We start from the raw sequence: 22611 nt of genomic DNA, 5'->3' as shown, positions 1-22611 counted from the left end.
CGTTAGGAGCAGGGGGGCATGACCACGCTCGACATCCTCGTCATCATCCTGCTGGGCGGCGGGGCGATTCTCGGCGGAATCCGCGGTTTCGTGAGCGAAGTCCTGTCGCTCTTCGCCTGGGGCCTCGCCATCTTCGCGCTGAAGATGCTGCACACGCCGGTCACGGCGCTGCTGGCCCCCCTGATCGGATCGAAGGGCGGTGCTGCGGTGGCGGCGTTCGTCGCGGTGTTTGGCATCGTCTGGTTCGCGGGGCGCATGGCGGCGGATACGATCGGGCGGCGCACGCGCAGCTCCATCCTCGGGCCGGTCGATCGGCTGCTGGGCGTGGGCTTCGGCGCGCTCAAGGGATTGCTGATCGCCACGGTCGCCTATCTGGGCATCAACCTCGCTTATGACGTGTGGGCCGGCAAGGACGCGACCCGGCCGGACTGGCTGCGCACGTCGCGCACCTATCCGTTGCTGAGCGCCAGCGGGCGGGCGATCATCGATTTCGTCCATTTCCGCCGGGGCGACACGCACAAGGAAGATTATCGGCCCGGCAATGCCCAGTCGAACGGGGCGGTCGGATGACGGCGACGCTCTACAATGCCGCGATCCTGCGCCTGGCGGCAGGCATCCCGCATCATGATCGGCTGGCCGAGCCGCAGGGCAGTTCCGAGCGGCGTTCGCCCGTGTGCGGCAGCCGCCTGACCGTGGACGTCATTCTGGACGAGGAGGGACGGATCGCCCGGCTCGGCCAGATGGTGCGCGCTTGCGCGCTCGGCCAGGCATCCGCCTCGCTGATGGGCGCGCATGCGATCGGTCGGAGCGAGGAGGAGCTGATCGCGGCGCGCGATGCGCTGGCGGGCTTCCTCGCCGGCACGCGCGAGGATCCCGGCGACTGGCCGGGGCTGGAGATATTCGCGCCCGCCCGCGCCCATTCGGCGCGCCATGCCTCGATCCGGCTGGCGTTCGAGGCGGTGGCGGAGGCGGTCGCGCTGGCCAGGCGGGCGCGGGCCGCATGAGCGAGGAAGCGATCCGGGACGGCATCGTGATGCTGGGCGCGGCGCTGGCGCTGGTGCTTCTGTTCCGCCGGCTCGGGCTGGGCGCCACGCTTGGCTATCTGATCGCGGGCGCGATCATCGGGCCGCACGGTCTGCATCTCGTCGGCGATGCGGAGGGCAAGATCGGCGTTGCCGAACTCGGCATCACGCTGCTGCTGTTCGTCGTCGGGCTGGAACTGAACCTTACGCGCTTGTGGCGGCTGCGGCGCGACATTTTCGGGTTCGGCTTCGTGCAGGTGGCGATCTGCGGCGTTGCGCTGGCCACGATCGTCTTCTTCTTCACAGGGTTCACGCTCGCCGCCGCGATCGCGCTGGGCCTGCCGCTGGCGCTTTCCTCGACGGCGCAGGTGCTGCCGATGCTGCAATCGGCCGGCCGCCTGAACACGCCCTTCGGCGAACGGGCCTTCTCGATCCTTTTGTTCCAGGATCTGTCGATCGTGCCGCTCATCACGATCATCGCGGCACTCAGCCGCGCGCCGGCCGATCCCTCCGCGCCGCCGGGCTGGCTGCTCGCCATCTATACGGTGATCGCCGTGGTGGGCCTCGTGCTCGTCGGCCGCTATGCGCTCAATCCGCTGTTCCGGTTGATCGGGGGGCTGGGCGAGCGCGAACTGTTCGTGGCGGCCGGGCTCTTCACCGTGCTCGCGGCCGCCGGCGTGATGGGCTATTTCCACCTTTCCACCGCGCTCGGCGCCTTTGTCGCGGGCGTGATGCTGGCGGACAGCCCCTATCGCCACGAGCTGGAAGCGGATGTTGATCCGTTTCGCACGATCCTACTCGGCCTGTTCTTCATCGCCGTCGGCATGATGCTGGATCTGCATGCGATCGCGGAACGGCCGCTGTTCGTGATCGGGCTGGCGCTGGCCGTGGTCGCCGTGAAGTCCACGCTGATCTACGGCGCCGGCCGCCTGTTCGGCCTGCCCAACCGGCAGGCCTTCGCGCTGGGCCTGCTGCTCAGCCAGGGCGGCGAGTTCGGCTTCGTGCTGTTCGGCCAGGCGCAGGCGGCGATGCTGGTGGCGCCGGAGGCGGCCAGCCTGCTGGGCGCTGTCGTCACGCTCTCGATGGCGACCACGCCATTCCTGATGATGATCGCGCGCCGCTATTACGAGCCGGCCGTGGCCCAGAAGCGGGACGATCTGGAAGGCCCGGAACATGCCGGCGAGGCGAGCGCCGTGGTCGTTGGCTACGGGCGGTTCGGGCAGACGGTGGCGCAGATGATGCTGGCGGCGGGCTTCAAGGTCACCATCATCGATTCCGATGCGGAGATGATCGACGTCGCCGCGCGCTTCAACCTGAAGGTCTATTATGGCGATGGCACGCGGCTGGATCTGCTGAAGCAGGCGGGGGCCGGCGATGCCCGCGCGATCGTCTTCGCGATGGATCAGGATCAGCTGAGCCGCGAGGAATTGCAGCTCGCGCTCAAGACCTTCCGCCAGGCGGCGATCTTCGTGCGCGCTTATGATCGCCGCGCGCTGATCGAATATAAGGGGCTCGATACGGCCGAGGTGATCCGCGAGGTCTTCGAATCGGCGGTCATCATGGGCCGCAAGGCGCTGACCGCGCTGGGCGTGGACGAGCAGCGCGTGGCGGAGATCGAGGCCGCCTATCGCACCAAGGACAAGGCCCGGCTGCGTATCCAGCTGGAAAAGGGCATCTTCGCCGAGGAGGCACGCGCGATCACCTTCCGCGCGGATAATCCGCTTGGCGGGCAGCGCGAGCCATGAGCGCAGCCCTGCTCCGCCGGCTCGCGGCGCTGTCCGCGGCGATCGCGGTTTCGGCCGGCGCCTATGGCGCGCACGGCGCCACGGGCGAGGCGGCCGAATGGTTGAAGACAGGCGCGCTCTATCAGATGGTGCATGCGGTGGCCGCGCTCGGGCTGGCGCTGGCCGGGATGGCCGGGATCGGCGCCTGGCTGCTGCTGGGCGGCGGGGCGCTCTTCGCCGGGACGCTCTATGCGATGGCGCTGGGCGCGCCGCACTGGCTGGGCGCGGTCACGCCGCTTGGCGGGCTGGCGATGATCGTGGGCTGGCTGCTGATCGCCTTACGTCGCTGATGGGAATGCGGCTTTACCAGAGGCTGGTCGAGCCGATGCTGGCGCTCGCCCTGCGCCGGCGCCGTCTGGCCCTGCTGGATTTCGACGGCGCCGTGCCGGAAATTCCGGTCGACTGGCGGCGCGATGCGGATTGCGAGGCGCCCTGCCCGCTGGTGAAGGACAGACCACCGCGCCTGATCGAGCGATATGTCTCCCGGCGCGCGGGCTGGCGGGAGCGCCTCCGGCTGATGCCGATGGTGGTGGATATCGATCGCTATCCGGATGCCGCTGCCTTCGATGCCGCGCTGAAGGCGCGCTCCACGCGCACCCTGCCCAAGATCCGCAAGGCCGAGCGCGAGGGCTATTATGCGCGGCCCTTCCTCGTCCAGTGCCACGTCCATGACGTGCATGCGATCCGCACCTCGATGCCGATGCGCTCGGCCGGCCCGGTGCTGGATTACTGGCTTCTCAAGCCCGGGCATATCGCCGAGCCCGCCACCGAACTGCATCCGTTCGGCTGGCCGACCTGCCCGATGCACTGGATCATCTGGTGGGGCGTGTTCCTGCCGGAGCCCGGCCACAGGCAGGGCGGGGTGGAGGTGGGCGAGCGGCTGGTGGCGTTCGTGAAGATGTGGCGGCTGGGCGATATCGGCCATTATACGGAGATCATGGGCCACCGGGATCATCTGGACAAAGGCGTGATGCTGATGCTCCACCGCGCGATCGTCCGCGCGCTGATCGCGGCCGAGGTGCCGGCGATGCGCGGCGTGCGCGTGCTGCTCTACGGCGCGCTGGAACATGGCCGCGCGGGGCTGCTGACCTGGAAGAAGCGGGCGGGGTTCAGGCCGACGCGGATGACCGTTTCAAGCTCAACGGCCGGTTGACGCGGCCCGGCGCCGCATTAGCCTGAAGCTTCACGGGGAGATTCGCGTGCTGGCTTTCTTGGGCGCGCCGGAAATCGTCATCGGCTGAGGAACGTTGGACGCGATCGTCAGGGGTGCCGTGCAGGAGCCATCATCCCAGCTCGAAGGTTGATGGGGGCAGAGCCATGTTGGGGGTCGAACGGGCCGATCGGCGTTTGCGGTCAGCCCGCTGTCGGCGTTGACGGAAGAGACGGTCGATCGTTTGTCGCGAAACGGCGCAGACCACTCCCGATGGCGTGGCAGCCTCTCTCAGATCGCCTGACAGGAAGTGACAGCCTACGATGACGCCGTCTGATCGTTGATCATGCAAATAGGCGACGGGATCCTGAATCCGGCCATTCCATGTCGAAAGGACGCCGAGGCGGTGCAGCGGCAGACGGCTGTCCTGGAGCGCGAGATAGGTAAGATCATCGATCATCGGCCGATATAGAGGGCCTCTGAGGGGGATGCCGGCCCCGACCATCGCCCGCCTGATATCCGAAGTGATGCCGGCATAACCGGATATCGAAACGGAGAAGGGCTGATCCTGGATGTAACCGGGCCTGGAGAGAGTTCTCCAAAGCGGGATTGCCAAAGTTCCTATCATGATCGCCTGCCCGATCAGCGAGACGGGCAGCGCGATTTTTCCGAAATGGCCCAGCCATCCGATTAGGTGCGTGCGGCGCGCGGTCGGCAACGTCAGAGACAGGACCATCGCCAGGATGAGAACGGGAAGCATGTGCCCGGCTTCGTACACGTTGCGCTTTAGCTGGCTTCCACCCCAGATCGCGAAGACGCCAAGCAGGGCGGCTGCAAGCACAAATCGTGGATCGGCAAGGGCGCGGATTCTGCGCTCGAGCAGGAATTGGCCCAGCGCGAAAGCCGTCGCGACAAGCGCTAGCCCCCAGAAGATCATCAGGGCGAACAGGAAAGCCACCGAAACCGCCGGCGAGAACAGACCGTGTGGAAGCCAATCCGACATGGGTTCGGGGATCGGGGTGGCAAGGAAAACATAGTTGAAGGGATCGGCACCTTTCAGCGCCCGACCGAGGATCCCAATGGAGTCGACGCCGCCGGACAGGCCCGCGACCAGATTTTCCCCCGCATACATCGCGGCGAGTTTCGCATCGCCGGGGCATTTGAGGCGATCGGCCCAATAATGCGCCGAGGTCATGGTCATGAGGGCCAATATGCCCATTCCAGTCAGTCGGGGTGCCAGAGTGGCGCCGCCTTGCGCGCAGACGGCGATCGCCAGAAACGCGATTCCTGCATAGGGCACGCCTTTCAGATGATAGCTTTGCGCAACGGCACTCAGGCAAATGATCGCAAGCGCTTTCAAAGCTGTTTCGCCCCGGCTCGTGATCGCGGGCGGACGGACGAAGACGACGATCAGGATCAGGATCGTCGTGAGGATCAGCGGTTGCTCCGGCCGGCTCAACACCAAAATATAAGGCAGCGAACCGAGCCCTAGCAGCAGATAGGAGAGCATGCCGATCCACTGCCGGCGGGAGCGATCCGGTTCGAGCTTTGCCAGGAGCATCCAGAGCAGGCCGGCCCATCCCGAAGCACAGAGCACGCCTTCCACTCGCACGAACAGGGGAGAGGCCAGCATCTGGTTTGAAATGGCGGAGAACCAGCGCGCGGGCATCATGTACCAGAAAGGCCGCGCCAGTGTGTTGGGACCGCACAGATCGCTGAAGAGAATATCGACGCCGTCGCGTGCGGCTCGCTCCTGAAAACGCCAGCCGATCTCGTCGGAATATACCGGTACGAGGAATCCGGCGATCAATGACAACGACAGTCCGAATACTGCCAGAAGCAGTGCGCGCCCCGCCGTGAAAGGCGATTCCAATCGTATCACGGAGATCAGACCGTTCGGCGTTTCGCTGTTATCACGCCAAGCCGGGATGGGGCATGCTCCCGGCCGCGATGGCCGCCGCCGGCGGTATCGCTGACGATGTAGAGCGGCCGGTTTTTTGATTGCTGATAAAGTCGGCCAATATATTCGCCGACCACGCCCAGTACGAACATCTGGACCGATCCCAGGATGAGGGTGACGATCATCAGCGATGTCCAGCCGGGCACCGCCTTGCCGCCAAGCCAGCCGTTCAGGGAATATGCGATCATCCCGAGCGACAGGATCGATAAAGCAAGGCCCGCGTAGCTCGCCAGCCGCAGGGGCGCGACGGAGAAGGCGGTAAGCGCGTCCAGCGCCAGCCGGCACATCTGCACCAGCGGGTATTTTGTCTTGCCGGCCAAGCGCGCGTCCCGATCATAACGAAAGGGAACCTGCTTGAAACCGATCCACGCAACCATCCCACGGATATAGCGGGAGCGCTCCGGCATCGCCTGCAAAACGTCGAGCGCCCGGCGGGTCATCAGCCTGAAATCGCCGGAGTCTATCGGTATTTCCACTCCGTCGGAAAGGCGGGCGAGCAGCCTGTAGAACAGCCTTGCCATTGCCCGCTTCGCGACCGTTTCGCCGTGCCGCTGCGCGCGAACCCCATAGACGACGTCCGCATCATCGGCATGTAGTTTTTCCATCATGGCGCCGAGCAGTTCAGGAGGATCCTGAAGATCGGCATCGATGATGAGAATCATATCGCCCCGACACACATCCAAACCTGCCGACAGGGCAAGTTGGTGGCCATGATTGCGCGACAGGCGCAGTGCAAATACCCGCGGATCGCTTTCCACGTAGTCGAGCATGATGTCCCAAGTTCGATCGTGGGAGCCGTCGTCGATCAGAACGATCTCATAATCGTCGCCTGCAACGGCGCGTGCGGCTGCGCTGAGACGGCTGTGAAGCGTTTCGATACACGCTTCCTCATTAAAGCAGGGGACCACGATCGAGAGGCCCGGTCTTATTCCTGATGTGAAATCGATATCGGTATCTGTGGCGCCGAAGGGCATGAAGGGGCGATCGTTGAACGGACGATGGCCCGTTACCGGCCCTCTGAAGCTCATGTCGTTCACGAACGGACCCTCGAAAATCTGATCCCGATGTGACCGTATCTGGTTAATTCTTGGTTGAGGATGCCTCGATCAACGAAGAATTAACCCTGTCTTTTTAGGGTCGTGCCGCCTGAGGAGACAGATGGCGGTCATGAAGCACGTCTACAGCACCGAATTCTATGACTACATCAATGAGGGCGCGCGGAGATCCGCTCGGACCATTATCCCTGTGTTACGGGGTGAAATGCGGGTGGACAGTTTGCTCGATGTGGGGGCGGGAACTGGCGCCTGGGCTTTGGAGTGGCTCGAGAGCGGGGTGACGGATGTGGTGGCCGTCGACGGCTGGTATGCGGGTGGAGATGCGTTGCTGATACCGGCCGACCGCTTCGTTGCGCATGATCTTTCGGAACCACTCGATCTCTGTCGTCGCTTCGATCTCGTGCAGTCTCTCGAAGTGGCTGAGCATATCGCTCCGAATAAAGCTGACTCCTTCGTGCGCTCCCTGGTTGCGCATGGCGATATCATTCTATTTTCCGCTGCCGTTCCCCACCAAGGGGGCGAACATCACGTCAACGAGCAGCCACCCGAATATTGGCGGCGCAAGTTTGCCGCGCATGGATATCGGGCCTTTGATTGGCTACGCCCGCAATTGGCGGGAGCGGTTGACGTGGAGCCTTGGTATCGTTTCAACAGCCTGATCTATGCCAACGCTACCGGCGAGCGGAAGCTGTCGCAGGACATGCGTGCCGCGAGGGTGGGCGATGATCGCAAGGTCAGGATCACTGGCTCACTCGGATGGCATCTGCGACGCGCCATGGTGAGTTTGATGCCGACGCCTCTCGTCACCCGGCTCGCGATCGTCAATGCCGAGCGCAAGGCCCGCGCCTTGCGTCAGATGACCGCCTGAAATTCACCGTTCCCCGTCGAGGAACCTTTCCACTTCGGCCAGATCGACATCCTTCGCCAGGAAGGTCTGGCCGATGCCGCGGGCGAGCAGGAAGGGGAGCTTGCCGCCTTCCATCTTCTTGTCGTGCGCCATGTGGGCGACGAGAGTCGCGCCGCTGGTGTCGACATGGGCCTCGGCCAGCGTGGAGGGCAGGCCCGATCGGGCCAGGTGAAAGCCGACACGGGCGGCATCCTCCTCGTTGCACAGCCCCTGCGCGGCAGAGAAGCGGAAGGCGAGCGCCATGCCGCAGGCGACGGCTTCGCCATGCAGAAGCACGTCCGAAAAGCCCGTCTCGGCCTCCAGCGCATGGCCGAATGTGTGGCCCAGATTGAGCAGCGCTCGTCTCCCGCTCGTCTCCCGCTCGTCCTCGCCCACGATGCGCGCCTTGGATCGCACGCTGTAGGCGATTGCCTCCACGCGCGCGTCCGCATCGCCGGCCAGCACGTCGTCGCCATGCGTCTCGCACCAGTCGAAGAAGGCGGCATCGTCGATCAGGCCATATTTGGCGACCTCGGCATAGCCGGCGCGCAGCTCGCGCGGGGGGAGCGTGCCGAGCACGTCCGGATCGATCAGCACCATGTCCGGCTGGTGGAAGCTGCCGACGAGATTCTTGCCGGCCGTGCTGTTGATCGCGGTCTTGCCGCCGACGGAGCTGTCGACCTGCGCCAGCAGGGTGGTGGGGATCTGTACGAAGCCGCAGCCGCGCTTCAGGATGCTCGCCGCGAAGCCGACGAGATCGCCGATCACGCCGCCGCCGAAAGCAAGGATGCGATCGGACCGCTCGACGCCCAGATCGATCAGGCGATCGGTCAGCCGTTCCAGCATCGCCCAGCTTTTCGTGCCTTCGCCGGCGGGCAGGATGATCGTCTCGATCGCGATACCCGAAAGCCCGGCGGCGAGCGCTGGCAGCTGCGCTGCGGCCACATTCTCGTCCGTGACGATCACGAGCCGGTCGCCGCGCGCGAAGCGGCCCACATGCGCGGCGGCGCGGCCTAGCAGGCCGGCTTCGATCAGGATCGGGTAACTCCGCTCGCCCAGCCCGACGATGATCTCCTTCATCCGTGCAACGCCCTCATGATCGATTCCACCGCTGCCGAATGGGGCAGGGGTTCGCTTTTGATGTGGATCGGGGCCAGCGCGTAGAAGGGATTCCGGATCGCCGCGAGATCGGCCAGCGCCTCGCGTGGATCGCGCCCCTTCAGCAGCGGGCGCGAACCGGGGCGGCGGCGGACGCGATCGGCCAGCACATCGATATCCGCATCCAGCCAGACGGCGGTGGCCCGCTCCAGAATCAGCGCGCGCGTCTCCTCGTTCATGAAGGCGCCGCCGCCGGTCGCGATCACTTTCGGCCGCCCCTCGATCAGGCGCGCGATCACGCGGCGTTCGCCCGCGCGAAACTCCGCCTCGCCATAGCGGGCGAAGATTTCCGCGATCGAAAGGCCGGCCGCGCTCTCGATCTCGTGATCGGAATCGGCGAAGGGCAGGCCGAGCCGGCCGCTCAACCTTTTGCCGATCGTCGATTTGCCGACGCCCATCAGGCCGACGAGCACGACCGAACGGTCCGTCGCATGGCGGGGCGTGATGGGGGCGGTGGACATGGCGCGGGGGCTATACACAGGCGCCCCGCCTCGGGCAAAAGCCCGCTTGCCGGGTTTTCGCCCGGGGCGACGTTTTTCTCCGGAGGGAGCGAGCGGCGCCGGTCGTGATGAGCTTGCCGGGTGCCGTACGTGTCCGGAAGGATGGAATTCGCCGCGCCACGGAATATGTGGCCGGCTTTGTATGGAGTGTGCCGCGTCGCTTCGGGTGGCGTCGGTGATGGGAGATAAGATGCCGCGTCCGCTGTTGATCCTGATCGTGCTGGTCGTCATTCTCGCAGGCGTGCTGTTCGCGCTCGCCTCGCTGGATCGCGAAGTGCCGCAGGTGCGGGTCGAACGGCCGCTCGCCAATGAAGCCGCCAAGTAAGGCCGGCCTGGCGCTTGTCGCGGCGCTGCTGGCCGGCGGCGCGCTGATCGCGCCCGCGATCGGGCAGCAATCGCCCGAATCGCTTCTTCCGCCGGGATTCAACAGCCCCGCGCCCGCGCCCGCGCCGGCGCCACAGGCGACGCCGCCGGCTTCCTCCGGCGCCCCGGCGGGCGCGGCACCCGCTTCGTCGCCCACTCCGCTTCTGCCGGAGGCGCCGGCCGCGCCGCCGATCGAGCTGCCGCTGGATGGCATGGCCAATGCCTCCGAAGCCGAGCCGCCGCCCCCGCCCGCCGAGCTGCCGCCGGCTGCGCGCCGTTCGCTAGACCGGATCGGCATCGATGCGGGCTATGGCGCGCAGGCATTCGGCGATGTCGACGGGCGCTATCTCGCCACGCTGATGCGCCTGGTGCAGACGCCGATCGCCTCGCGCTGGGCGGAAATCATGCTGCGGCGCATGCTGCTGGCGCCCACGGCCGCACCGGCCGGCGAAGGGCAGGCGGATTGGGTGGCGGATCGCGCCGCGCTGCTGCTGCGTCTGGGAGAGGCCGATGCGGCGCGCACGCTGGTGCAGGGCGTCGATGTCGAGAATTTCAGCCCGCGCCTGCGCCGCGTGGCGATGCAGACGGCGCTGGCGACGAGCGACCCCGCCGGCCTCTGCCCCTTGCCCGATGGCAAGGAAACGATCGGCGGCCAGCCGATCTGGCCGATGGTGCGCGCGATCTGCGCCGCGCTTTCCGGCGATATCGCCACGGCCAACGCCTCGATCGGCCGCGCGCCTCCCGGCGATCCCATCGATCATGCGCTGGCCGAGCGGCTGGTGGCGGCGGGCGGCAGTGCCCGGCGCGTCATCTCGATCGACTGGACGGCGGTGGATTCGCTCACCGACTGGCGATTCGGGCTGGCGACCGCGCTCAACGTGGTGATCCCGCAGGCGCTGGTCGATGCGGCGCCCGCCTGGTTCCAGGGATGGCTGGCGCGCGCGCCGATGCTGGCGGCGGCGGATCGCGTGGCGCCGGCGCGTGCGGCGGCGGTGATGGGCAGCGTCTCGTCGAGCGAACTGGTGGATCTCTACGGCCGCGTCATGGACGAGGCGGGGGATCTCGATACGGAAAGCCCGGCCGGGCGGCTGCGTGCCGCCTATCGCGGGGATGACGATGCCGCGCGGCTCGCCGCGATGCATGCCCTTTGGGACAAGGGCGTGGGCGAAGCCGAACCCAGCGAACGCCAGCGTTACGCTTCGCTGATCCTCACGGCGCGGGCAGCGGGAGGCATCGTGCCCTCTTCCGATCGCGAGAGCGATTATGCCGCGCTGGTGGGATCGATGTTTTCGGCGGGGCTGGATCTCCAGGCGAATCGCTGGGCCGATCTGGTGAGCCGGGCGAGCGGCGAGGATGCCGATCGCGCCTGGGCGATCATTGCGGTCGGCGCGCCGCGCCCCGGCGTCGCGATCGATGCCAAGCGGGTGCGCGCCATCGCCAAGGCCGCGGGCGATTCGGGCGATCATCGCGTGGCGATGCTGGTGGCCGCGCTCGCCGCGCTCGGCCGCCTGCCTTCCGCCGATGCCGCGGCGATCGCGCAGGATATCGGCATGCCGCTGGGCGGGCGCACCGCTTATGGCCGCGCGCTGGATCGCGCCGTGACGGGCAATCAGCCGGGCACGGTGGCGATGCTGGTCGCCACCGGCCTGCAGACGCCGGCGTGGAGCGGCGTGGCGCCGGCCGATTTCTATCGAATGATCGGCGCGCTCCGGGCCGTGGGCCTGGATGGCGAGGCGCGGATGATCGCGGCCGAGGCGATGACGCGGCTGTGACGAACGCCGGCGATCGGCAGTTGATCGATCGTTTCCTGGAGATGCTCGCGGCGGAAGCGGGCGCCGCGCGCAATACGCTGATGGCCTATCGCACCGATCTGGAAGGGGCGTCGGCCTTTCTTGGCGGGCGGCTGGGCGGCGCGGATGCGGCCGCGCTGGAGAATCTGGCGGGGGAGTGGCTGCCGCTTGCCCGCTCCACCGTGGCACGCAAGGCATCGGCGCTGCGGCGTTTCTTCGGCTTTCTCGCCGAAGAAGGCCTGCGCGTCGACGATCCTTCCGGCGCCCTGCCCCGGCCCGGCGCCGCGCGGGGCCTGCCCAAGGTGCTGGGGCATGACGATGTCGATCGCCTGTTCGCGGCGATCGAGGCGCGCCTCGCTTTCGTGAAGAGCCCCGGCAATCTGCGCCTCTCCGCCCTGTTCGAGCTGCTCTACGGATCCGGCCTGCGCGCGACCGAGCTGGTTTCCCTGCCGCGCAACGCCCTGCGCGGCGACCAGCCCTTCCTGATGCTGAAGGGCAAGGGCGGGCGCGAGCGGCTGGTGCCGCTCTCCGATCGCGCGCGGGCGGCGGCGGCCGATTATGCCGCGACGCTGCCCTCCGGCGGCGCCTGGCTCTTCCCCTCCGGCAAGAAGCATCTCAGCCGGGTGCGCCTCTATCAGCTTGTCCGCGAACTGGCGGGGGAGGCGGGGATCGCGCCCGAGCGGATCAGCCCCCACGTGCTGCGCCACGCCTTTGCGACCCATTTGCTGGAAGGCGGGGCGGATCTGCGCGCGTTGCAGACGATGCTGGGCCATGCCGATATCGCCACCACCCAGATCTACACCCATGTGGATAGCCGCCGGCTGGTGGAACTGGTCAATGCGCGGCACCCGCTGGCGGATCGCGGGCGAATGGAGTGACAGGGCGGCGACGGCCGAGACGCTCATATGGGCCGGCCCGACATTGACGCCCGCGCCCGCGCCGCCTAACCGCCCGGCCCTATGGTCGCCTTCCTCGATTTCGAGAAACCGGTCGCCGAGCTGCGCGCGCGCATCGAAGAGTTGCGCGAGACGGCCGACGCCAATTCCACGCTGAAGATCGATGCGGAGGTCGCGAAGCTCCAGCAGCAATCGGACAAGGTGCTGCGCGATCTGTATGCCAAGCTCAGCCCGTGGCAGAAGACGCAGGTGGCGCGGCATCAGGAGCGGCCTCACTTCAAGGATTATGTCGCTGGAATCGCCAGCGATTTCATGATGCTCGCGGGCGATCGGGCCTTTTCCGACGATCAGGCGATCATCGGCGGCCTCGCGCGTGTCGGCGGCCGGCGGGTGATGCTGATCGGCCACGAAAAGGGCGATGATACGGCCAGCCGTATTCGCCACAATTTCGGCATGGCCAAGCCCGAAGGCTATCGCAAGGCGATCCGCCTGATGAAGCTGGCCGAGCGATTCGGCCTGCCGGTGGTGACGTTGGTCGATACGGCCGGCGCCTTTCCCGGCGTGCAGGCCGAGGAGCGCGGCCAGGCCGAGGCGATCGCGCGATCGACCGAGGCATGCCTGGAACTGAAGGTGCCGATCGTCGCCGCGATCGTGGGCGAGGGCGGATCGGGCGGCGCGGTGGCGCTGGCGGGCGCGAATCGCGTGCTGATGTTCGAACATGCCATCTATTCGGTGATTTCGCCCGAGGGCGCGTCCTCGATCCTGTGGCGCACGGCCGATCGCGCGGCCGATGCGGCGGAGGCGATGAAGGTCACCGCGCAGGATCTGGAAAAGCTGGGCGTGGTGGATCGGATCGTGCCGGAACCGGTGGGCGGCGCGCATCGCGACAAGCCCGCCGCGATCGCCTCGCTGGCGGCCGCGATCGATGACGAACTGGACAGGCTGGCAACCATGCCGCCGGCGGCCTTGCTCGCGGCACGGCGGGACAAGTTCCTGAAGATCGGCTGAGGCCGGCCGCGTCGGCATCGCCGCGCATCTCCGCTTGCCGGGCCGGGGCACCTTTCGAAGCGTTGCTTTCGCCAACGGCAAAGGGCCGGCGCGGTTTCCCGCGCCGGCCCTCACCATTTCAAACGTTCAGCAGATCTTACTGAGCGTTCATGTTGTTCGAAACGTTCGTGAAGGTGTTCTTAAGCTTCGTGCCGAGCGTCGACATCGCGCCGATGGCGGCAACGGCGATCAGGGCCGCGATCAGGCCGTATTCGATGGCGGTCGCGCCCTTGCTGTTCTTCAGGAAATTACGGATCTTCATCATACTATTTACTCCTCGCAAGCCCATTGCCGAACGTTGTTGGCCTTCACCCCACCAGTCCCCCGCTCGTCGGGAACCGCGAATGGGCTTATAAGGGGAGAGGGTTTCCGAAGATTTAACGTGAAAAATAAGTGGTTAGCGGGAAATTTACCCTGCCGGGACGCCCGGAAATCAGGCATTCGGGGTGACGGCGGCCACCTTGTTGGCCATGTTGCCCCAGAGGCCGCCCGTCGCCCCGCCCACGCTGGAAATGCCCGCAACGATCGCGATCACGACCAGCGAGACGATCAGACCATATTCGATCGCGGTCGCGCCGCGGCTGTCCCGCCACAATTTCTTGCAAAGGTTCGCCATGTCTCGCCCGCGCTCTCGTCCAGTTCAGGCTTCCCGTTAATGCCATCGGGTAAAGAAAGCCCTTCGGCCGAGCGCCTGCTGGTGGTCGCCGCTGCGCTGGTGGATGCGGACGGGCGCGTGCTCGTGCAGCGGCGCCCCGAGGGCAAGCCCATGGCTGGCCTGTGGGAGTTTCCGGGCGGCAAGGTGGAGGCGGGCGAGACGCCCGAGGCCGCCCTCGTGCGCGAACTGGCGGAAGAACTGGGGATCGAGACGTGGGGGAGCTGCCTTGCGCCCGCCGCCTTCGCCAGCGAGCCGCTGGGCGGGCGCCACCTGATCCTGCTGCTCTATGCGTGCCGCAAATGGCGCGGCATTCCGCAGCCGCTGCATTGCCCGGAACTCCGCTGGGTACGCCCGCTGGATCTGCACGGGCTGGAGATGCCGCCGGCGGACCGGCCGCTCATCGGCCTGCTCGAAGCTTTGCTATGATCGGGATTTGAGCGCGGCGGCCAGGCTCGCCGTCGCCGATCCGCGCCGGGCGGGCCTGGGTTGATCGGGGCCGGGCGCCCAGCCCGTCATGAACAGCAGGTGGAATCGCTCGCGTGTGCGGCCGTCCGCCTCGGCCCGCGCGGCGAAGAGGCGGGCAATCTCGCCCAGGCGCGCGCGACCCAGCCAGGGGGGTGCCTGGCCGGCCAACTGGTTGCCGGCGGCCATGCCGCGCAGATCGGCCATCAGGCGCAGGGGCGATCCGTAGCGCACGTCCAGCACCTCGCTGTCGGTGACGGGCAGCGCGAAGCCCGCGCGGACGAGCAGATCCCCCGCCGCCGGCACGTCGATCTGCGGATGGAAGCGCTGCGGCATCGCGCCTTCGGCCGCGGCGTCGGCCGCGCGGACGATATCGCGCAGGGTAGCGGCGCTGCCCGCGCCCAGAAAGGCGGCGAGGAACAGCCCGTCCGGCTTCAGCGCGCGGCGGCACTGGATGAGCGCGCCCGGCAGATCGTTCACCGTATCCAGCACGCCCGCCGAGATGACCAGATCGAAGCTTTCGGGCGGGAAGGGCAGGCGATCCTCGTCGCACTGCACGCCGCCCGCCGCCGCGGCGAAGCGCGCGCCGGCGTCGGCGGGCGTCACCACGATGCCTCGCTCCCGGAGCGCGCGGGTCAGCGTGCCGTCGGCGCAACCGAGATCCAGCGCGGTGGCGATCGGGCGGGTGACGAGATCGAGCCTGTCCAGCAGCCCTTCGATCATCGCCTCGCGCAGGAAGGCATGATGGGCGAAATCCGGCGCGGCGCGATCCCGGCGGAGGCGGCGGAGCTGGCGGTCGAAAATGTCGGTCGGGTCGGTCACGCGCGCGCTTGTGCCTCCGGCCGGGGCCTGCGCACAAGGGCGGGAATCGTGGCGGCGGGGGCGTCGTGGGAATCGTCCGTTCGGCTCTTTCCCGGATCGTGGATTATGCGCTTCCGCCGCGCTGCCCCGGTTGCGGGATCATCGTGGCGGCCGATCACAGTTTCTGCCTCGCCTGCTGGAGCGCCCTCGATTTTCTCGGCGGGCCGGCCTGCGCGGTCTGCGCCGAGCCGCTGGAGCAGGCGCTGCACGAGGATACGCGATGCGGCGCCTGCCTGGCCGATCCGCCGCCCTTCGATCGTCTGCGCGCGGGCGTCGCCTATGGGCCGATCGCGCGGGCGCTGGCCCTGAAGCTCAAACATGGCGGCCGCGCCGGCATCGCGCAGACGATGGCGCGGCTGATGGCGCGCGCGGTGGGCCCGCTGGATCCGGACATTCTCGTGATTCCGGTGCCGCTTCATCGCGGACGGCTGTGGGCGCGGGGCTATAACCAGTCCGCGCTGATCGCGCGGGCGCTGGCGGGGCAGGCGGGCGTCACGGTCGCGGTCGATCTGCTGCGGCGGACGAAACGCACGCCGCTGCTGCGCGGGCTTGGCCCTTCGGCGCGGCGGCGCGCCGTGTCCGGTGCCTTCGCGATCTCCGCTTCGGAGAAGAGGCGGCTGAAGGGTGCGCGCGTCCTGCTGGTGGACGATGTCTATACGACCGGGGCCACCGTGGCGGGCTGCGCGCGGGCGCTGCGCAGGGCGGGCGCGGCGCACGTTTCGGTCGCCTGCTGGGCGCGCGTCGTGAAGGGCGATCGGGATCGGGCGATGTGACGATCCGTTGACAATCGGCTGCCGCGCCATAGGTCGTGGCGGAACGAGGAGCGTGCGCATGGCGAAGGTTGAGATCTACACGAAGATGTTCTGCGGCTATTGCGTGCGCGCCAAGCAGCTTCTCACCTCGAAGGGCGTCGATTTCGAGGAATATGACATCACGATGGGCGGCCCGAAGCGCGGCGAGATGCTGGATCGCGCGCCGGGCAGCAGCACCGTGCCGCAGATCTTCATCGACGGGGCGCATGTCGGCGGATCGGACGATCTGGCCGCGCTGGAGCGTGCGGGCAGGCTCGATCCGCTGCTCGGGCTCTGATGCGCGCCGCCATCTTCCAGACCACGACCGGGATCGATCCGGCGTGTAATGCCGATGCGCTGGCGGCGGCCGTCGCCAATGCCAGGGCCGGCGGGGCGGACATGCTGTTCACGCCCGAGATGAGCGGTCTCATCGATCGTGATCGCAAGCGCGCTTCCGCCTCGATCCGCGACGAGGAGAGCGATCCCGCGCTGGCCGCCGTGCGTCATGCGGCGGCGAAAGCGGGGATCTGGGTGCATGTGGGATCGCTGGCGCTCGCCGGTGGAGAAGGCGGGCGCTTCGTCAATCGCGGGTTCGTGATCGACGATACGGGCGCTATCCGCGCGCGTTACGACAAGATCCATCTGTTCGATGTCGATCTGCCGACCGGTGAGAGCTGGCGCGAATCAGCTGCTTATGCGCCGGGCGCGCGCGCTGTCGCGGTGGAGACGCCGTGGGGGCGGATCGGCCTTTCGATCTGTTACGACATGCGCTTTCCCGATCTCTATCGCGCGCTGAGCGATGCGGGTGCCACGATCCTTGCCGTGCCGGCCGCCTTCACCGTGCCGACGGGCCGGGCGCACTGGCATATCCTGCTGCGCGCGCGCGCGATCGAGGCGGGCGCCTTCGTGATCGCCGCCGCGCAGACCGGGCGACACGAGGATGGCCGCGAGACCTATGGCCATTCGCTCGCGATCGATCCGTGGGGCGATGTGCTGCTCGATATGGGCGGGGTGCCCGAAATCGGGTTCGTCGATCTGGATATGGCGCGCATCGCGGATGTGCGCGGTCGCGTGCCCGCGCTCGCCCATCGCCGGCCGATCGGTCCGGCGGAGGTGGCGGCATGATCGTGTTCGACCTGCGCTGCGGCGGCGGCCATGTGTTCGAGGCGTGGTTCGGATCGACCGGCGATTATGAGGGGCAGCGCGCGCGCGGGCTCGTCTCCTGCCCGATGTGCGGATCGGGCGAGGTGGACAAGGCCGTGATGGCGCCCAATGTCGGCCCCAAGGGCAATCAGCTGCCCGCCGCCGCCCGGCCGGCGGGCCTGCCCTCTCAGGCGGCGTCACCGGGGGCTGCGGTGCAGGGCGGCATGCCGGCACCGGCCGAGATGAAGGCCCTGTTGACCGCGCTGGCCGAGGCGCAGACACGGATGCTGGAGGGCAGCGAGCATGTCGGCCGCCGCTTCGCCGAGGAAGCGCGGGCGATTCACGATGGCGACGCGCCGGAACGCATCATCCATGGCGAGGCGACGGCGGAAGAGGCGAAGGCGCTGGCCGAGGATGGCGTGCCCGTCGCCCACCTGCCCTTCCCGGTCGTGCCGCCCGAGCGGATCCAGTAAGGCGGGGCGCTTCCCGCCTGCGGGCGGGGCGGCACGCGCCGACGTCGCGATATCGCGATCCCCGCCCGATCGGCCGCACCCGGGGGCCGGCACGCAAAGCGCTTCCACACCGGCACATCAGGCTCTAAGCAGCGCGCCGTGCCCCGATAGCTCAGCAGGACAGAGCAACGGTTTCCTAAACCGCAGGTCGGGAGTTCGAGTCTCTCTCGGGGCACCACGATTTCCATGATTTAGCCGTCGCGCAGCCTTTGTCCTGAGGTTCGTGCGGGACGGATTGTGCCCCACGATATCCGGAAAGACTGTCTTCTGCGTGCCGGCGGGTGCGGCCGACGGCGCATGTCGTGCGGATCGTTTCCCCTGCCGGTGGATCCGTTCCCCTCTGGGAGGCTACGATCCGGTGCGGTGATGCGCGAGCGGCTCCATCCCGTTCGGCCCCGATGGGGAGGTCAATTGGGCGAAGCGGCTTTCGATCTCGGACAGGATGATGCCGGCGGCATTCGAAAGGGTCCGGTTCGTGGCCGTGCAGAGGGCGAGCGTCATGGGCCGGAGGATAGCATCCGAAATCCGCGTGAATTCGAGAAGCCCGCGCCTCACCTCGGTCGATACGTCCAGCGAGGTCAGGATGCCGATCCCCACGCCCTCCGTCACCAGCGAGGCCATCATCTGGATATTGTCGGAGGTGACGGCGCGATCGAGGGCGACGCCCGTGGCCCCTTCCAGCACCGAGATCTGATCGCACATGGCGAGCGGCTCGGCGGGGGCGACGATCTTGAGCCCGACCGCTTCGGAAAAGCGCGCCTCGCGCTTTCGCCCAAGCGGGTGGCCAACCGGCGTCACGAAACCGAGAACCACGTCGCCGCAGACCTTGACCGATATGTCCCGAAAGGACTGGGGGTAGAAGAAGATGCCGAAATCCACCGTGCCTTCGCTGATGGCCAGGCGCACCGCATCATTATCCAGCACGCGCAACTTCACGGTGATGCCGGGATAGAGCGACTGGACCGAGCGGATGATGCTGGGGATCAGGCCTTTCGTCAGCGCGTCGATCATCGCGATTTCGACATGGCCGCGTTTCAGCCCGCGCAGATCCTCGATCTGGGTGTGGACGTCGTCCAGCCCCTTCTGCCAGCGCTGGCCGGCCGCCATCATGATCTCGCCCGCCGCCGACAGCCGCAGGCCGCCCGGCAGCCGCTCGAACAGGGCCATGCCCAGTTGGGCCTCGGCATTCAGGATCTGGCGGTCGATCGAGGATGCCGCCACGTTCAGTTCCTCCGCCGCCCGCCGGATCGATCCATGACGCCCTACCGCCATGAAATATTTCAGGAAGCGGGAGAAAGCAGGCATCGTCAGAAATAGACGTCGCGGTAAAGGATCACGCGTTCCACCGCCCAGTAAAGGCCCACCGCCGCCAGCAGGAGCGAGACGGGGACGGCGATCCGCGCGCGATACCAGCTCCTGTTCCGGAACCAGCCGACCATCAGGAAGGCCAGCGCCATCACGAACAATTGCCCGCCATCGACGCCGAGGTTGAAGCCTAGCAGCGCCCAGATGAACTCCCGCTGCGGGAATTCGACTTCGGCGAGGCTGGCCGCGAAGCCGAGGCCGTGGATCAGCCCGAACGCGAATACCACCGCTACCCGGCCCGGCCCCAGCTTCGGCCGCCACACATTCTCGATCGCGATGAAGGCGATCGAGAGCGCGATCAGCGGTTCCACATAGGCCGAAGGCAGGCGGACGATGCCATAGACCGAAAGGAAGAGCGTGGTTGCGTGCGCGATCGTGAACGCGGTCGTCTGGGTCAGCAGCTTGCGCCACGATATGCCGAGGAAGAAGAGGCCCAGAACGAACAGGATATGATCCGCCCCCTCCGGCACGATGTGGCGGAAACCGAGGTGGAAATATTCGGGCAGCTGCCGCCAGGAGCCCTGGCTCAGGGCACTGTCGGGCACGGACCCGTCGGCGGCGGGCACATCCTGTGCGATCGTGGGCGCGTTGGCCCAGTCGACGGGATCGCTCTCGTGCATGCCCGAGACGAGCCAGCGGGTGCGCGAGAAGTTTTTGGACGGCACGCGAACGGTAAAGGCGACGGGGAAATCGATCTGCGCGCCAACCGGCAGATCCAGCCGGACCGGATCGCGGCCGTCCAGCCGGCCATCGAATTCGAAGGTCGAGAGTTTGCCGGACGAGGTATCGCCGACGAATTCGTTGCGATCGCCCCTGGCGATGGCGGTGCTGGCGAGCGTCAATGCCACCGGCTTGCCGGACACGATGCGCAGATCATGCAGGACCCGCGTGGCGAGGGCCGGTATCCGCTGCTGCTGCGCTGCCGCGGGCAGGCGGGTGAAATCATAATATGCGCCGGTCGAACCCAGGTAGAAGGACAGATCGACATCCGCCTTCACATGCACGGACCGGGACGGATCGACCGTGACGACGACGAGGGTGGGGTTTTCGGTGTGCGCCTGCGCGGCGGCCGCGATCAGCCAGCAGAGCGCCATCATGCAGAATAATCGCAGGGGGGCGAGCCGGCCCCACGACCGACACAGCCCCCCGTTCCTGAAGATCACGCCTGCCACGACCCGTTACTTGATGATCGGCATCGTCTCCCCGGTCTGCAGCAGCACCAGCCCGTCCGGATTGCCCGGATAGGGGACGACGAGGCGCCAGGTGTAGGGGCTGCAGGTAATCATCATGGCGATGATGCCTTTCGGGAAGCCCGGCGCGCCGATCCATTCCATCGTGTCGCCCTGCGCCCACATCTTCTCGAGATCGGCGGCGGCCTCGGGGATGGGGCGGCTCGTCATCAGACCGCCCACTTCCAGCTTGATCTCGCCGACGATCTTGCCGTTCCTGACCAGCACGATGCCGCCCTTCAGCTCGGCGACGCGGTTCGCCGCCATCGCCATCGCCGCATCGCTGCTGCCGACCACGGCCACGTCGTGCAGATCGTGCGACACCGACGAGGCGATCGCCGAATTGGGCGTCTTGGGGCCGAGGCCGGTATAGAAGACCTTCGCGAGCTTGCCCTGGCCCGTATAGCGATCGATCATCGCGAACTTGATGATGTCGTGGGCGATATCGCGCTGGACGACGCCGTTGACGACCGGGAGCGTCGCGGTCCTCTGGACGGGATCGCGATAACGGGGCTCCTGGATCGCCGCCGTCACGGTGGTGCGGCCCTCGGGCGCGCGGATCACGAAATCGTCCGCCGTGAGCTTGCGGCCGATGTTGATCGTGTCGGTGGCCCATTTCGGCCAGTCGATCTTGGGGATGGGCAGCAGATATTTGCCGTCGGTCGCGGCCAGCTTGCCGTTGGCGAAGACATGCTTGATCTGCACGTCATCCACCGACGAGAGCAGCACCACGTCCGCATAGCGGCCAGGCGCGATCGCGCCGACCTGCGAATCCATATGCGCGTGGCGGGCCGGGTTGATCGTGGCCATCTGATAGGCGGCGATGGTGGGCACGCCCATCTGGATGGCCTGGCGGACGTGCGCGTCCATCGTGCCGAGGCGCAGCGTATCGGCGACGTTGCGATCGTCCGTCACCAGCGCGATGTTCGACCAGTCGGTGAGGCCCTTCGCTTTGAAATAGGGCAGGGCGCGTTCGATATTCTCGTTCTTCAGCTGCATGAACAGACCGTGCTGCAGCTTTTCCCAGGCCTCCTCCGGTGCGCGCGTCTCGTGATCGGAGGTCAGGCCGGTTGCGGCGAATGCGTTGATGTCCCCATGCTCGGTGAGCCCGGCGCCATGGCCATCGATCACGCCGCGCGTGTTTCGCGTCGCCTGGATATTCTCCCAGATGCGCTGGTGCCCGGGATGCTCGGGCCGCGATACCGCCGGCCAGTCCATCACCTCGTCCAGCCCCTGCACGGAGAGGCTCTTGTTCATGTTGTCGTAGATTTCCTGGTAGGCGTAGCTGCCGCCGCCCTTCTCGAAGGCGGACGGCGGCGTGGCCGAACCCAGCGCCGTGAAGATCTTCAGCGGGCTGCCATGCTTGCCCGCCGTCTCCCAGAATTCCACATTATGCTCGCCCGACACGTTCGAGAATTCGTGCGAGCCCTCGCTCGTCCAGGTATTGCCGAGCGGCACGACCAGCGCCGCCTCATATTCGGGCGAGAGCAGGGTGCTCTCGATATGCTTGTGGGATTCGCCGAAGCCCGGGACCGCCGTCAGGCCCCTGGCATCGAAGACCTTCTTCGTCTTGCCCTTCCAGTCGCCTGACTTGCCGACCCAGGCGATCCGCTCGCCGCTGATGACGATATCCTGACCGTCATCCCACTGGCTGGTGAAGACATTGAGGACGCGGGCGCCCCGGATCACGAGATCCGCGGGCGCCCGTGCGAGCGCCACTTCGACCAGCTTCTGGCGGGCCAGCGTCTCCGCATCGAACGGCACCGGCTTGTCCACCGCGCTTGCCACCGGCACGCCGGATCCGCTCCTGGTGACGGCCTCCTCCTTGGACGAACAGGACGCGAGCAGGCCGGCGGCCAGCACCGCCGCAATCCCAGTGGAGACAATGGCGGCCCGCCGCGATGCCAACGTGGCCCGGATCTTCAAGTTCATGTCACCCTCTGTGATGGTCGGCGGTAGATCGGTGAAATCGGTGTCGCTTC

General features: G+C 67.2%; 25 protein-coding genes and 1 tRNA gene. 16 read left to right on the top strand and 10 right to left on the bottom strand.

Features of this window, described 5'->3' with window-relative positions; genetic code table 11:
* Window positions 1-18: 18 nt before the first annotated feature.
* Genes DI605_RS06655 through DI605_RS06635 form a run of 5 tightly spaced genes read left to right on the top strand, consistent with a single transcriptional unit; the run spans window position 19 to window position 3959 of the window.
* Window positions 19-570, top strand: a complete 552-nt coding sequence (locus DI605_RS06655; RefSeq protein ID WP_293970907.1) for a CvpA family protein — start codon at window positions 19-21, stop codon at window positions 568-570.
* Complete coding sequence (locus DI605_RS06650) at window positions 567-1004, top strand: iron-sulfur cluster assembly scaffold protein (protein WP_293970905.1); 438 nt, start codon at window positions 567-569, stop codon at window positions 1002-1004. The genes DI605_RS06655 and DI605_RS06650 overlap by 4 nt, the downstream gene beginning before the upstream one ends.
* On the top strand, window positions 1001-2767 hold the full coding sequence (locus DI605_RS06645) for a cation:proton antiporter (RefSeq protein ID WP_293970902.1): 1767 nt from the start codon (window positions 1001-1003) through the stop codon (window positions 2765-2767). Before DI605_RS06650 ends, DI605_RS06645 begins: the two co-directional genes overlap by 4 nt.
* On the top strand, window positions 2764-3096 hold the full coding sequence (locus DI605_RS06640; protein ID WP_293970899.1) for a DUF423 domain-containing protein: 333 nt from the start codon (window positions 2764-2766) through the stop codon (window positions 3094-3096). The genes DI605_RS06645 and DI605_RS06640 overlap by 4 nt, the downstream gene beginning before the upstream one ends.
* Before the next feature lie 5 nt (window positions 3097-3101).
* Window positions 3102-3959: a hypothetical protein gene (locus DI605_RS06635; RefSeq protein WP_293970896.1), complete on the top strand. Its 858-nt coding sequence runs from the start codon at window positions 3102-3104 to the stop codon at window positions 3957-3959.
* Between the two features lie 130 nt (window positions 3960-4089).
* On the opposite strand, the gene DI605_RS06630 is transcribed toward DI605_RS06635, so the two are convergent.
* Together DI605_RS06630 and DI605_RS06625 are read right to left on the bottom strand one after the other, a co-directional pair.
* Window positions 4090-5772, bottom strand: coding sequence for a hypothetical protein (locus DI605_RS06630; protein WP_293970893.1), 1683 nt, complete (start codon window positions 5770-5772; stop codon window positions 4090-4092).
* A 71-nt stretch (window positions 5773-5843) separates the two neighbouring features.
* Window positions 5844-6944: a glycosyltransferase family 2 protein gene (locus DI605_RS06625; protein ID WP_367120031.1), complete on the bottom strand. Its 1101-nt coding sequence runs from the start codon at window positions 6942-6944 to the stop codon at window positions 5844-5846.
* A gap of 130 nt (window positions 6945-7074) precedes the next feature.
* Between DI605_RS06625 and DI605_RS06620 the strand changes: the two genes are divergently transcribed.
* On the top strand, window positions 7075-7839 hold the full coding sequence (locus DI605_RS06620; protein WP_293970890.1) for a methyltransferase domain-containing protein: 765 nt from the start codon (window positions 7075-7077) through the stop codon (window positions 7837-7839).
* 3 nt (window positions 7840-7842) lie between these two features.
* On the opposite strand, the gene aroB is transcribed toward DI605_RS06620, so the two are convergent.
* Both aroB and DI605_RS06610 read right to left on the bottom strand, forming a co-directional pair.
* Window positions 7843-8937 carry a 3-dehydroquinate synthase gene (gene aroB, locus DI605_RS06615; protein ID WP_293970887.1) on the bottom strand — a complete coding sequence of 365 codons (1095 nt, stop codon included), beginning with the start codon at window positions 8935-8937 and terminating at the stop codon, window positions 7843-7845.
* Window positions 8934-9476 carry a shikimate kinase gene (locus tag DI605_RS06610; protein ID WP_293970884.1) on the bottom strand — a complete coding sequence of 181 codons (543 nt, stop codon included), beginning with the start codon at window positions 9474-9476 and terminating at the stop codon, window positions 8934-8936. Before DI605_RS06610 ends, aroB begins: the two co-directional genes overlap by 4 nt.
* 229 nt (window positions 9477-9705) lie before the next feature.
* Between DI605_RS06610 and DI605_RS06605 the strand changes: the two genes are divergently transcribed.
* The 4 genes from DI605_RS06605 to DI605_RS06590 all read left to right on the top strand — a co-directional run bounded on the left by DI605_RS06605 (window position 9706) and on the right by DI605_RS06590 (window position 13572).
* Window positions 9706-9840 (top strand): hypothetical protein, encoded by a 135-nt coding sequence (locus DI605_RS06605; RefSeq protein ID WP_293970881.1) that lies wholly within the window; start codon window positions 9706-9708, stop codon window positions 9838-9840.
* Window positions 9824-11650, top strand: coding sequence for a hypothetical protein (locus tag DI605_RS06600; protein ID WP_293970878.1), 1827 nt, complete (start codon window positions 9824-9826; stop codon window positions 11648-11650). Before DI605_RS06605 ends, DI605_RS06600 begins: the two co-directional genes overlap by 17 nt.
* Entirely contained in the window at window positions 11647-12546 is a 900-nt protein-coding gene (locus DI605_RS06595) for a tyrosine recombinase (protein ID WP_293970875.1), read from the top strand. The genes DI605_RS06600 and DI605_RS06595 overlap by 4 nt, the downstream gene beginning before the upstream one ends.
* An 81-nt stretch (window positions 12547-12627) precedes the next feature.
* Window positions 12628-13572 carry an acetyl-CoA carboxylase carboxyltransferase subunit alpha gene (locus tag DI605_RS06590; RefSeq protein ID WP_293970872.1) on the top strand — a complete coding sequence of 315 codons (945 nt, stop codon included), beginning with the start codon at window positions 12628-12630 and terminating at the stop codon, window positions 13570-13572.
* Window positions 13573-13708: 136 nt separating this feature from the next.
* On the opposite strand, the gene DI605_RS06585 is transcribed toward DI605_RS06590, so the two are convergent.
* Both DI605_RS06585 and DI605_RS06580 read right to left on the bottom strand, forming a co-directional pair.
* Window positions 13709-13876 carry a Flp family type IVb pilin gene (locus DI605_RS06585; RefSeq protein ID WP_293970869.1) on the bottom strand — a complete coding sequence of 56 codons (168 nt, stop codon included), beginning with the start codon at window positions 13874-13876 and terminating at the stop codon, window positions 13709-13711.
* 168 nt (window positions 13877-14044) lie between these two features.
* Window positions 14045-14227 carry a Flp family type IVb pilin gene (locus DI605_RS06580; RefSeq protein WP_293970866.1) on the bottom strand — a complete coding sequence of 61 codons (183 nt, stop codon included), beginning with the start codon at window positions 14225-14227 and terminating at the stop codon, window positions 14045-14047.
* A gap of 39 nt (window positions 14228-14266) precedes the next feature.
* On the opposite strand from DI605_RS06580, the gene DI605_RS06575 reads away from it, so the two are divergent.
* Complete coding sequence (locus tag DI605_RS06575) at window positions 14267-14692, top strand: (deoxy)nucleoside triphosphate pyrophosphohydrolase (protein WP_293970863.1); 426 nt, start codon at window positions 14267-14269, stop codon at window positions 14690-14692.
* Here DI605_RS06575 and DI605_RS06570 read toward each other — a convergent pair.
* Entirely contained in the window at window positions 14687-15550 is an 864-nt protein-coding gene (locus DI605_RS06570; RefSeq protein WP_293970860.1) for a methyltransferase domain-containing protein, read from the bottom strand. The two genes, DI605_RS06575 and DI605_RS06570, sit on opposite strands and share 6 nt — an antisense overlap.
* Before the next feature lie 65 nt (window positions 15551-15615).
* Here DI605_RS06570 and DI605_RS06565 point away from each other — a divergent pair, with 65 nt between their 5' ends.
* The 5 genes from DI605_RS06565 to DI605_RS06545 all read left to right on the top strand — a co-directional run bounded on the left by DI605_RS06565 (window position 15616) and on the right by DI605_RS06545 (window position 18213).
* Complete coding sequence (locus tag DI605_RS06565) at window positions 15616-16362, top strand: ComF family protein (RefSeq protein ID WP_293970857.1); 747 nt, start codon at window positions 15616-15618, stop codon at window positions 16360-16362.
* Between the two features lie 58 nt (window positions 16363-16420).
* Window positions 16421-16678, top strand: coding sequence for a glutaredoxin 3 (gene grxC, locus DI605_RS06560; RefSeq protein WP_293970854.1), 258 nt, complete (start codon window positions 16421-16423; stop codon window positions 16676-16678).
* Window positions 16678-17505: a carbon-nitrogen hydrolase family protein gene (locus DI605_RS06555; RefSeq protein WP_293970851.1), complete on the top strand. Its 828-nt coding sequence runs from the start codon at window positions 16678-16680 to the stop codon at window positions 17503-17505. The genes grxC and DI605_RS06555 overlap by 1 nt, the downstream gene beginning before the upstream one ends.
* Window positions 17502-17996, top strand: a complete 495-nt coding sequence (locus DI605_RS06550) for a DUF1178 family protein (protein ID WP_293970849.1) — start codon at window positions 17502-17504, stop codon at window positions 17994-17996. Before DI605_RS06555 ends, DI605_RS06550 begins: the two co-directional genes overlap by 4 nt.
* Window positions 17997-18136: 140 nt before the next feature.
* Window positions 18137-18213 (top strand) — tRNA-Arg (locus tag DI605_RS06545).
* Window positions 18214-18383: 170 nt separating this feature from the next.
* Here the strand turns inward: DI605_RS06545 and DI605_RS06540 are convergent.
* From DI605_RS06540 to DI605_RS06530, 3 genes are all read right to left on the bottom strand, one after another.
* Window positions 18384-19340, bottom strand: coding sequence for a LysR family transcriptional regulator (locus DI605_RS06540; RefSeq protein ID WP_293970846.1), 957 nt, complete (start codon window positions 19338-19340; stop codon window positions 18384-18386).
* A 2-nt stretch (window positions 19341-19342) separates the two neighbouring features.
* A complete protein-coding gene (locus tag DI605_RS06535; protein ID WP_293970843.1) occupies window positions 19343-20497 on the bottom strand; it encodes a HupE/UreJ family protein in 1155 nt (384 codons plus the stop codon).
* Between the two features lie 81 nt (window positions 20498-20578).
* Window positions 20579-22561 carry an adenine deaminase gene (locus DI605_RS06530; protein WP_293970840.1) on the bottom strand — a complete coding sequence of 661 codons (1983 nt, stop codon included), beginning with the start codon at window positions 22559-22561 and terminating at the stop codon, window positions 20579-20581.
* Between the last annotated feature and the right edge of the window lie 50 nt (window positions 22562-22611).

It is taken from the genome of Sphingomonas sp. (genome assembly GCF_003248515.1).
Lineage (GTDB): Bacteria > Pseudomonadota > Alphaproteobacteria > Sphingomonadales > Sphingomonadaceae > Sphingomonas_I.
Note: the sequence above shows the minus strand (reverse complement) of the source record. Positions and strands in the feature narration are given on the sequence as shown.

What these genes read in the sequence shown, in the direction of transcription:
- DI605_RS06655 (WP_293970907.1), top strand. Translation starts at nt 19, where the DNA reads ATGACCACGCTCGACATCCTCGTCATCATCCTGCTGGGCGGCGGGGCG.
- DI605_RS06650 (WP_293970905.1), top strand. Translation starts at nt 567, where the DNA reads ATGACGGCGACGCTCTACAATGCCGCGATCCTGCGCCTGGCGGCAGGC.
- DI605_RS06645 (WP_293970902.1), top strand. Translation starts at nt 1,001, where the DNA reads ATGAGCGAGGAAGCGATCCGGGACGGCATCGTGATGCTGGGCGCGGCG.
- DI605_RS06640 (WP_293970899.1), top strand. Translation starts at nt 2,764, where the DNA reads ATGAGCGCAGCCCTGCTCCGCCGGCTCGCGGCGCTGTCCGCGGCGATC.
- DI605_RS06635 (WP_293970896.1), top strand. Translation starts at nt 3,102, where the DNA reads ATGCGGCTTTACCAGAGGCTGGTCGAGCCGATGCTGGCGCTCGCCCTG.
- DI605_RS06625 (WP_367120031.1), bottom strand. Translation starts at nt 6,944, where the DNA reads ATGAGCTTCAGAGGGCCGGTAACGGGCCATCGTCCGTTCAACGATCGC.
- DI605_RS06620 (WP_293970890.1), top strand. Translation starts at nt 7,075, where the DNA reads ATGGCGGTCATGAAGCACGTCTACAGCACCGAATTCTATGACTACATC.
- aroB (WP_293970887.1), bottom strand. Translation starts at nt 8,937, where the DNA reads ATGAAGGAGATCATCGTCGGGCTGGGCGAGCGGAGTTACCCGATCCTG.
- DI605_RS06610 (WP_293970884.1), bottom strand. Translation starts at nt 9,476, where the DNA reads ATGTCCACCGCCCCCATCACGCCCCGCCATGCGACGGACCGTTCGGTC.
- DI605_RS06605 (WP_293970881.1), top strand. Translation starts at nt 9,706, where the DNA reads ATGCCGCGTCCGCTGTTGATCCTGATCGTGCTGGTCGTCATTCTCGCA.
- DI605_RS06600 (WP_293970878.1), top strand. Translation starts at nt 9,824, where the DNA reads ATGAAGCCGCCAAGTAAGGCCGGCCTGGCGCTTGTCGCGGCGCTGCTG.
- DI605_RS06590 (WP_293970872.1), top strand. Translation starts at nt 12,628, where the DNA reads ATGGTCGCCTTCCTCGATTTCGAGAAACCGGTCGCCGAGCTGCGCGCG.
- DI605_RS06585 (WP_293970869.1), bottom strand. Translation starts at nt 13,876, where the DNA reads ATGATGAAGATCCGTAATTTCCTGAAGAACAGCAAGGGCGCGACCGCC.
- DI605_RS06580 (WP_293970866.1), bottom strand. Translation starts at nt 14,227, where the DNA reads ATGGCGAACCTTTGCAAGAAATTGTGGCGGGACAGCCGCGGCGCGACC.
- DI605_RS06575 (WP_293970863.1), top strand. Translation starts at nt 14,267, where the DNA reads ATGCCATCGGGTAAAGAAAGCCCTTCGGCCGAGCGCCTGCTGGTGGTC.
- grxC (WP_293970854.1), top strand. Translation starts at nt 16,421, where the DNA reads ATGGCGAAGGTTGAGATCTACACGAAGATGTTCTGCGGCTATTGCGTG.
- DI605_RS06555 (WP_293970851.1), top strand. Translation starts at nt 16,678, where the DNA reads ATGCGCGCCGCCATCTTCCAGACCACGACCGGGATCGATCCGGCGTGT.
- DI605_RS06550 (WP_293970849.1), top strand. Translation starts at nt 17,502, where the DNA reads ATGATCGTGTTCGACCTGCGCTGCGGCGGCGGCCATGTGTTCGAGGCG.
- DI605_RS06540 (WP_293970846.1), bottom strand. Translation starts at nt 19,340, where the DNA reads ATGCCTGCTTTCTCCCGCTTCCTGAAATATTTCATGGCGGTAGGGCGT.
- DI605_RS06535 (WP_293970843.1), bottom strand. Translation starts at nt 20,497, where the DNA reads ATGATGGCGCTCTGCTGGCTGATCGCGGCCGCCGCGCAGGCGCACACC.
- DI605_RS06530 (WP_293970840.1), bottom strand. Translation starts at nt 22,561, where the DNA reads ATGAACTTGAAGATCCGGGCCACGTTGGCATCGCGGCGGGCCGCCATT.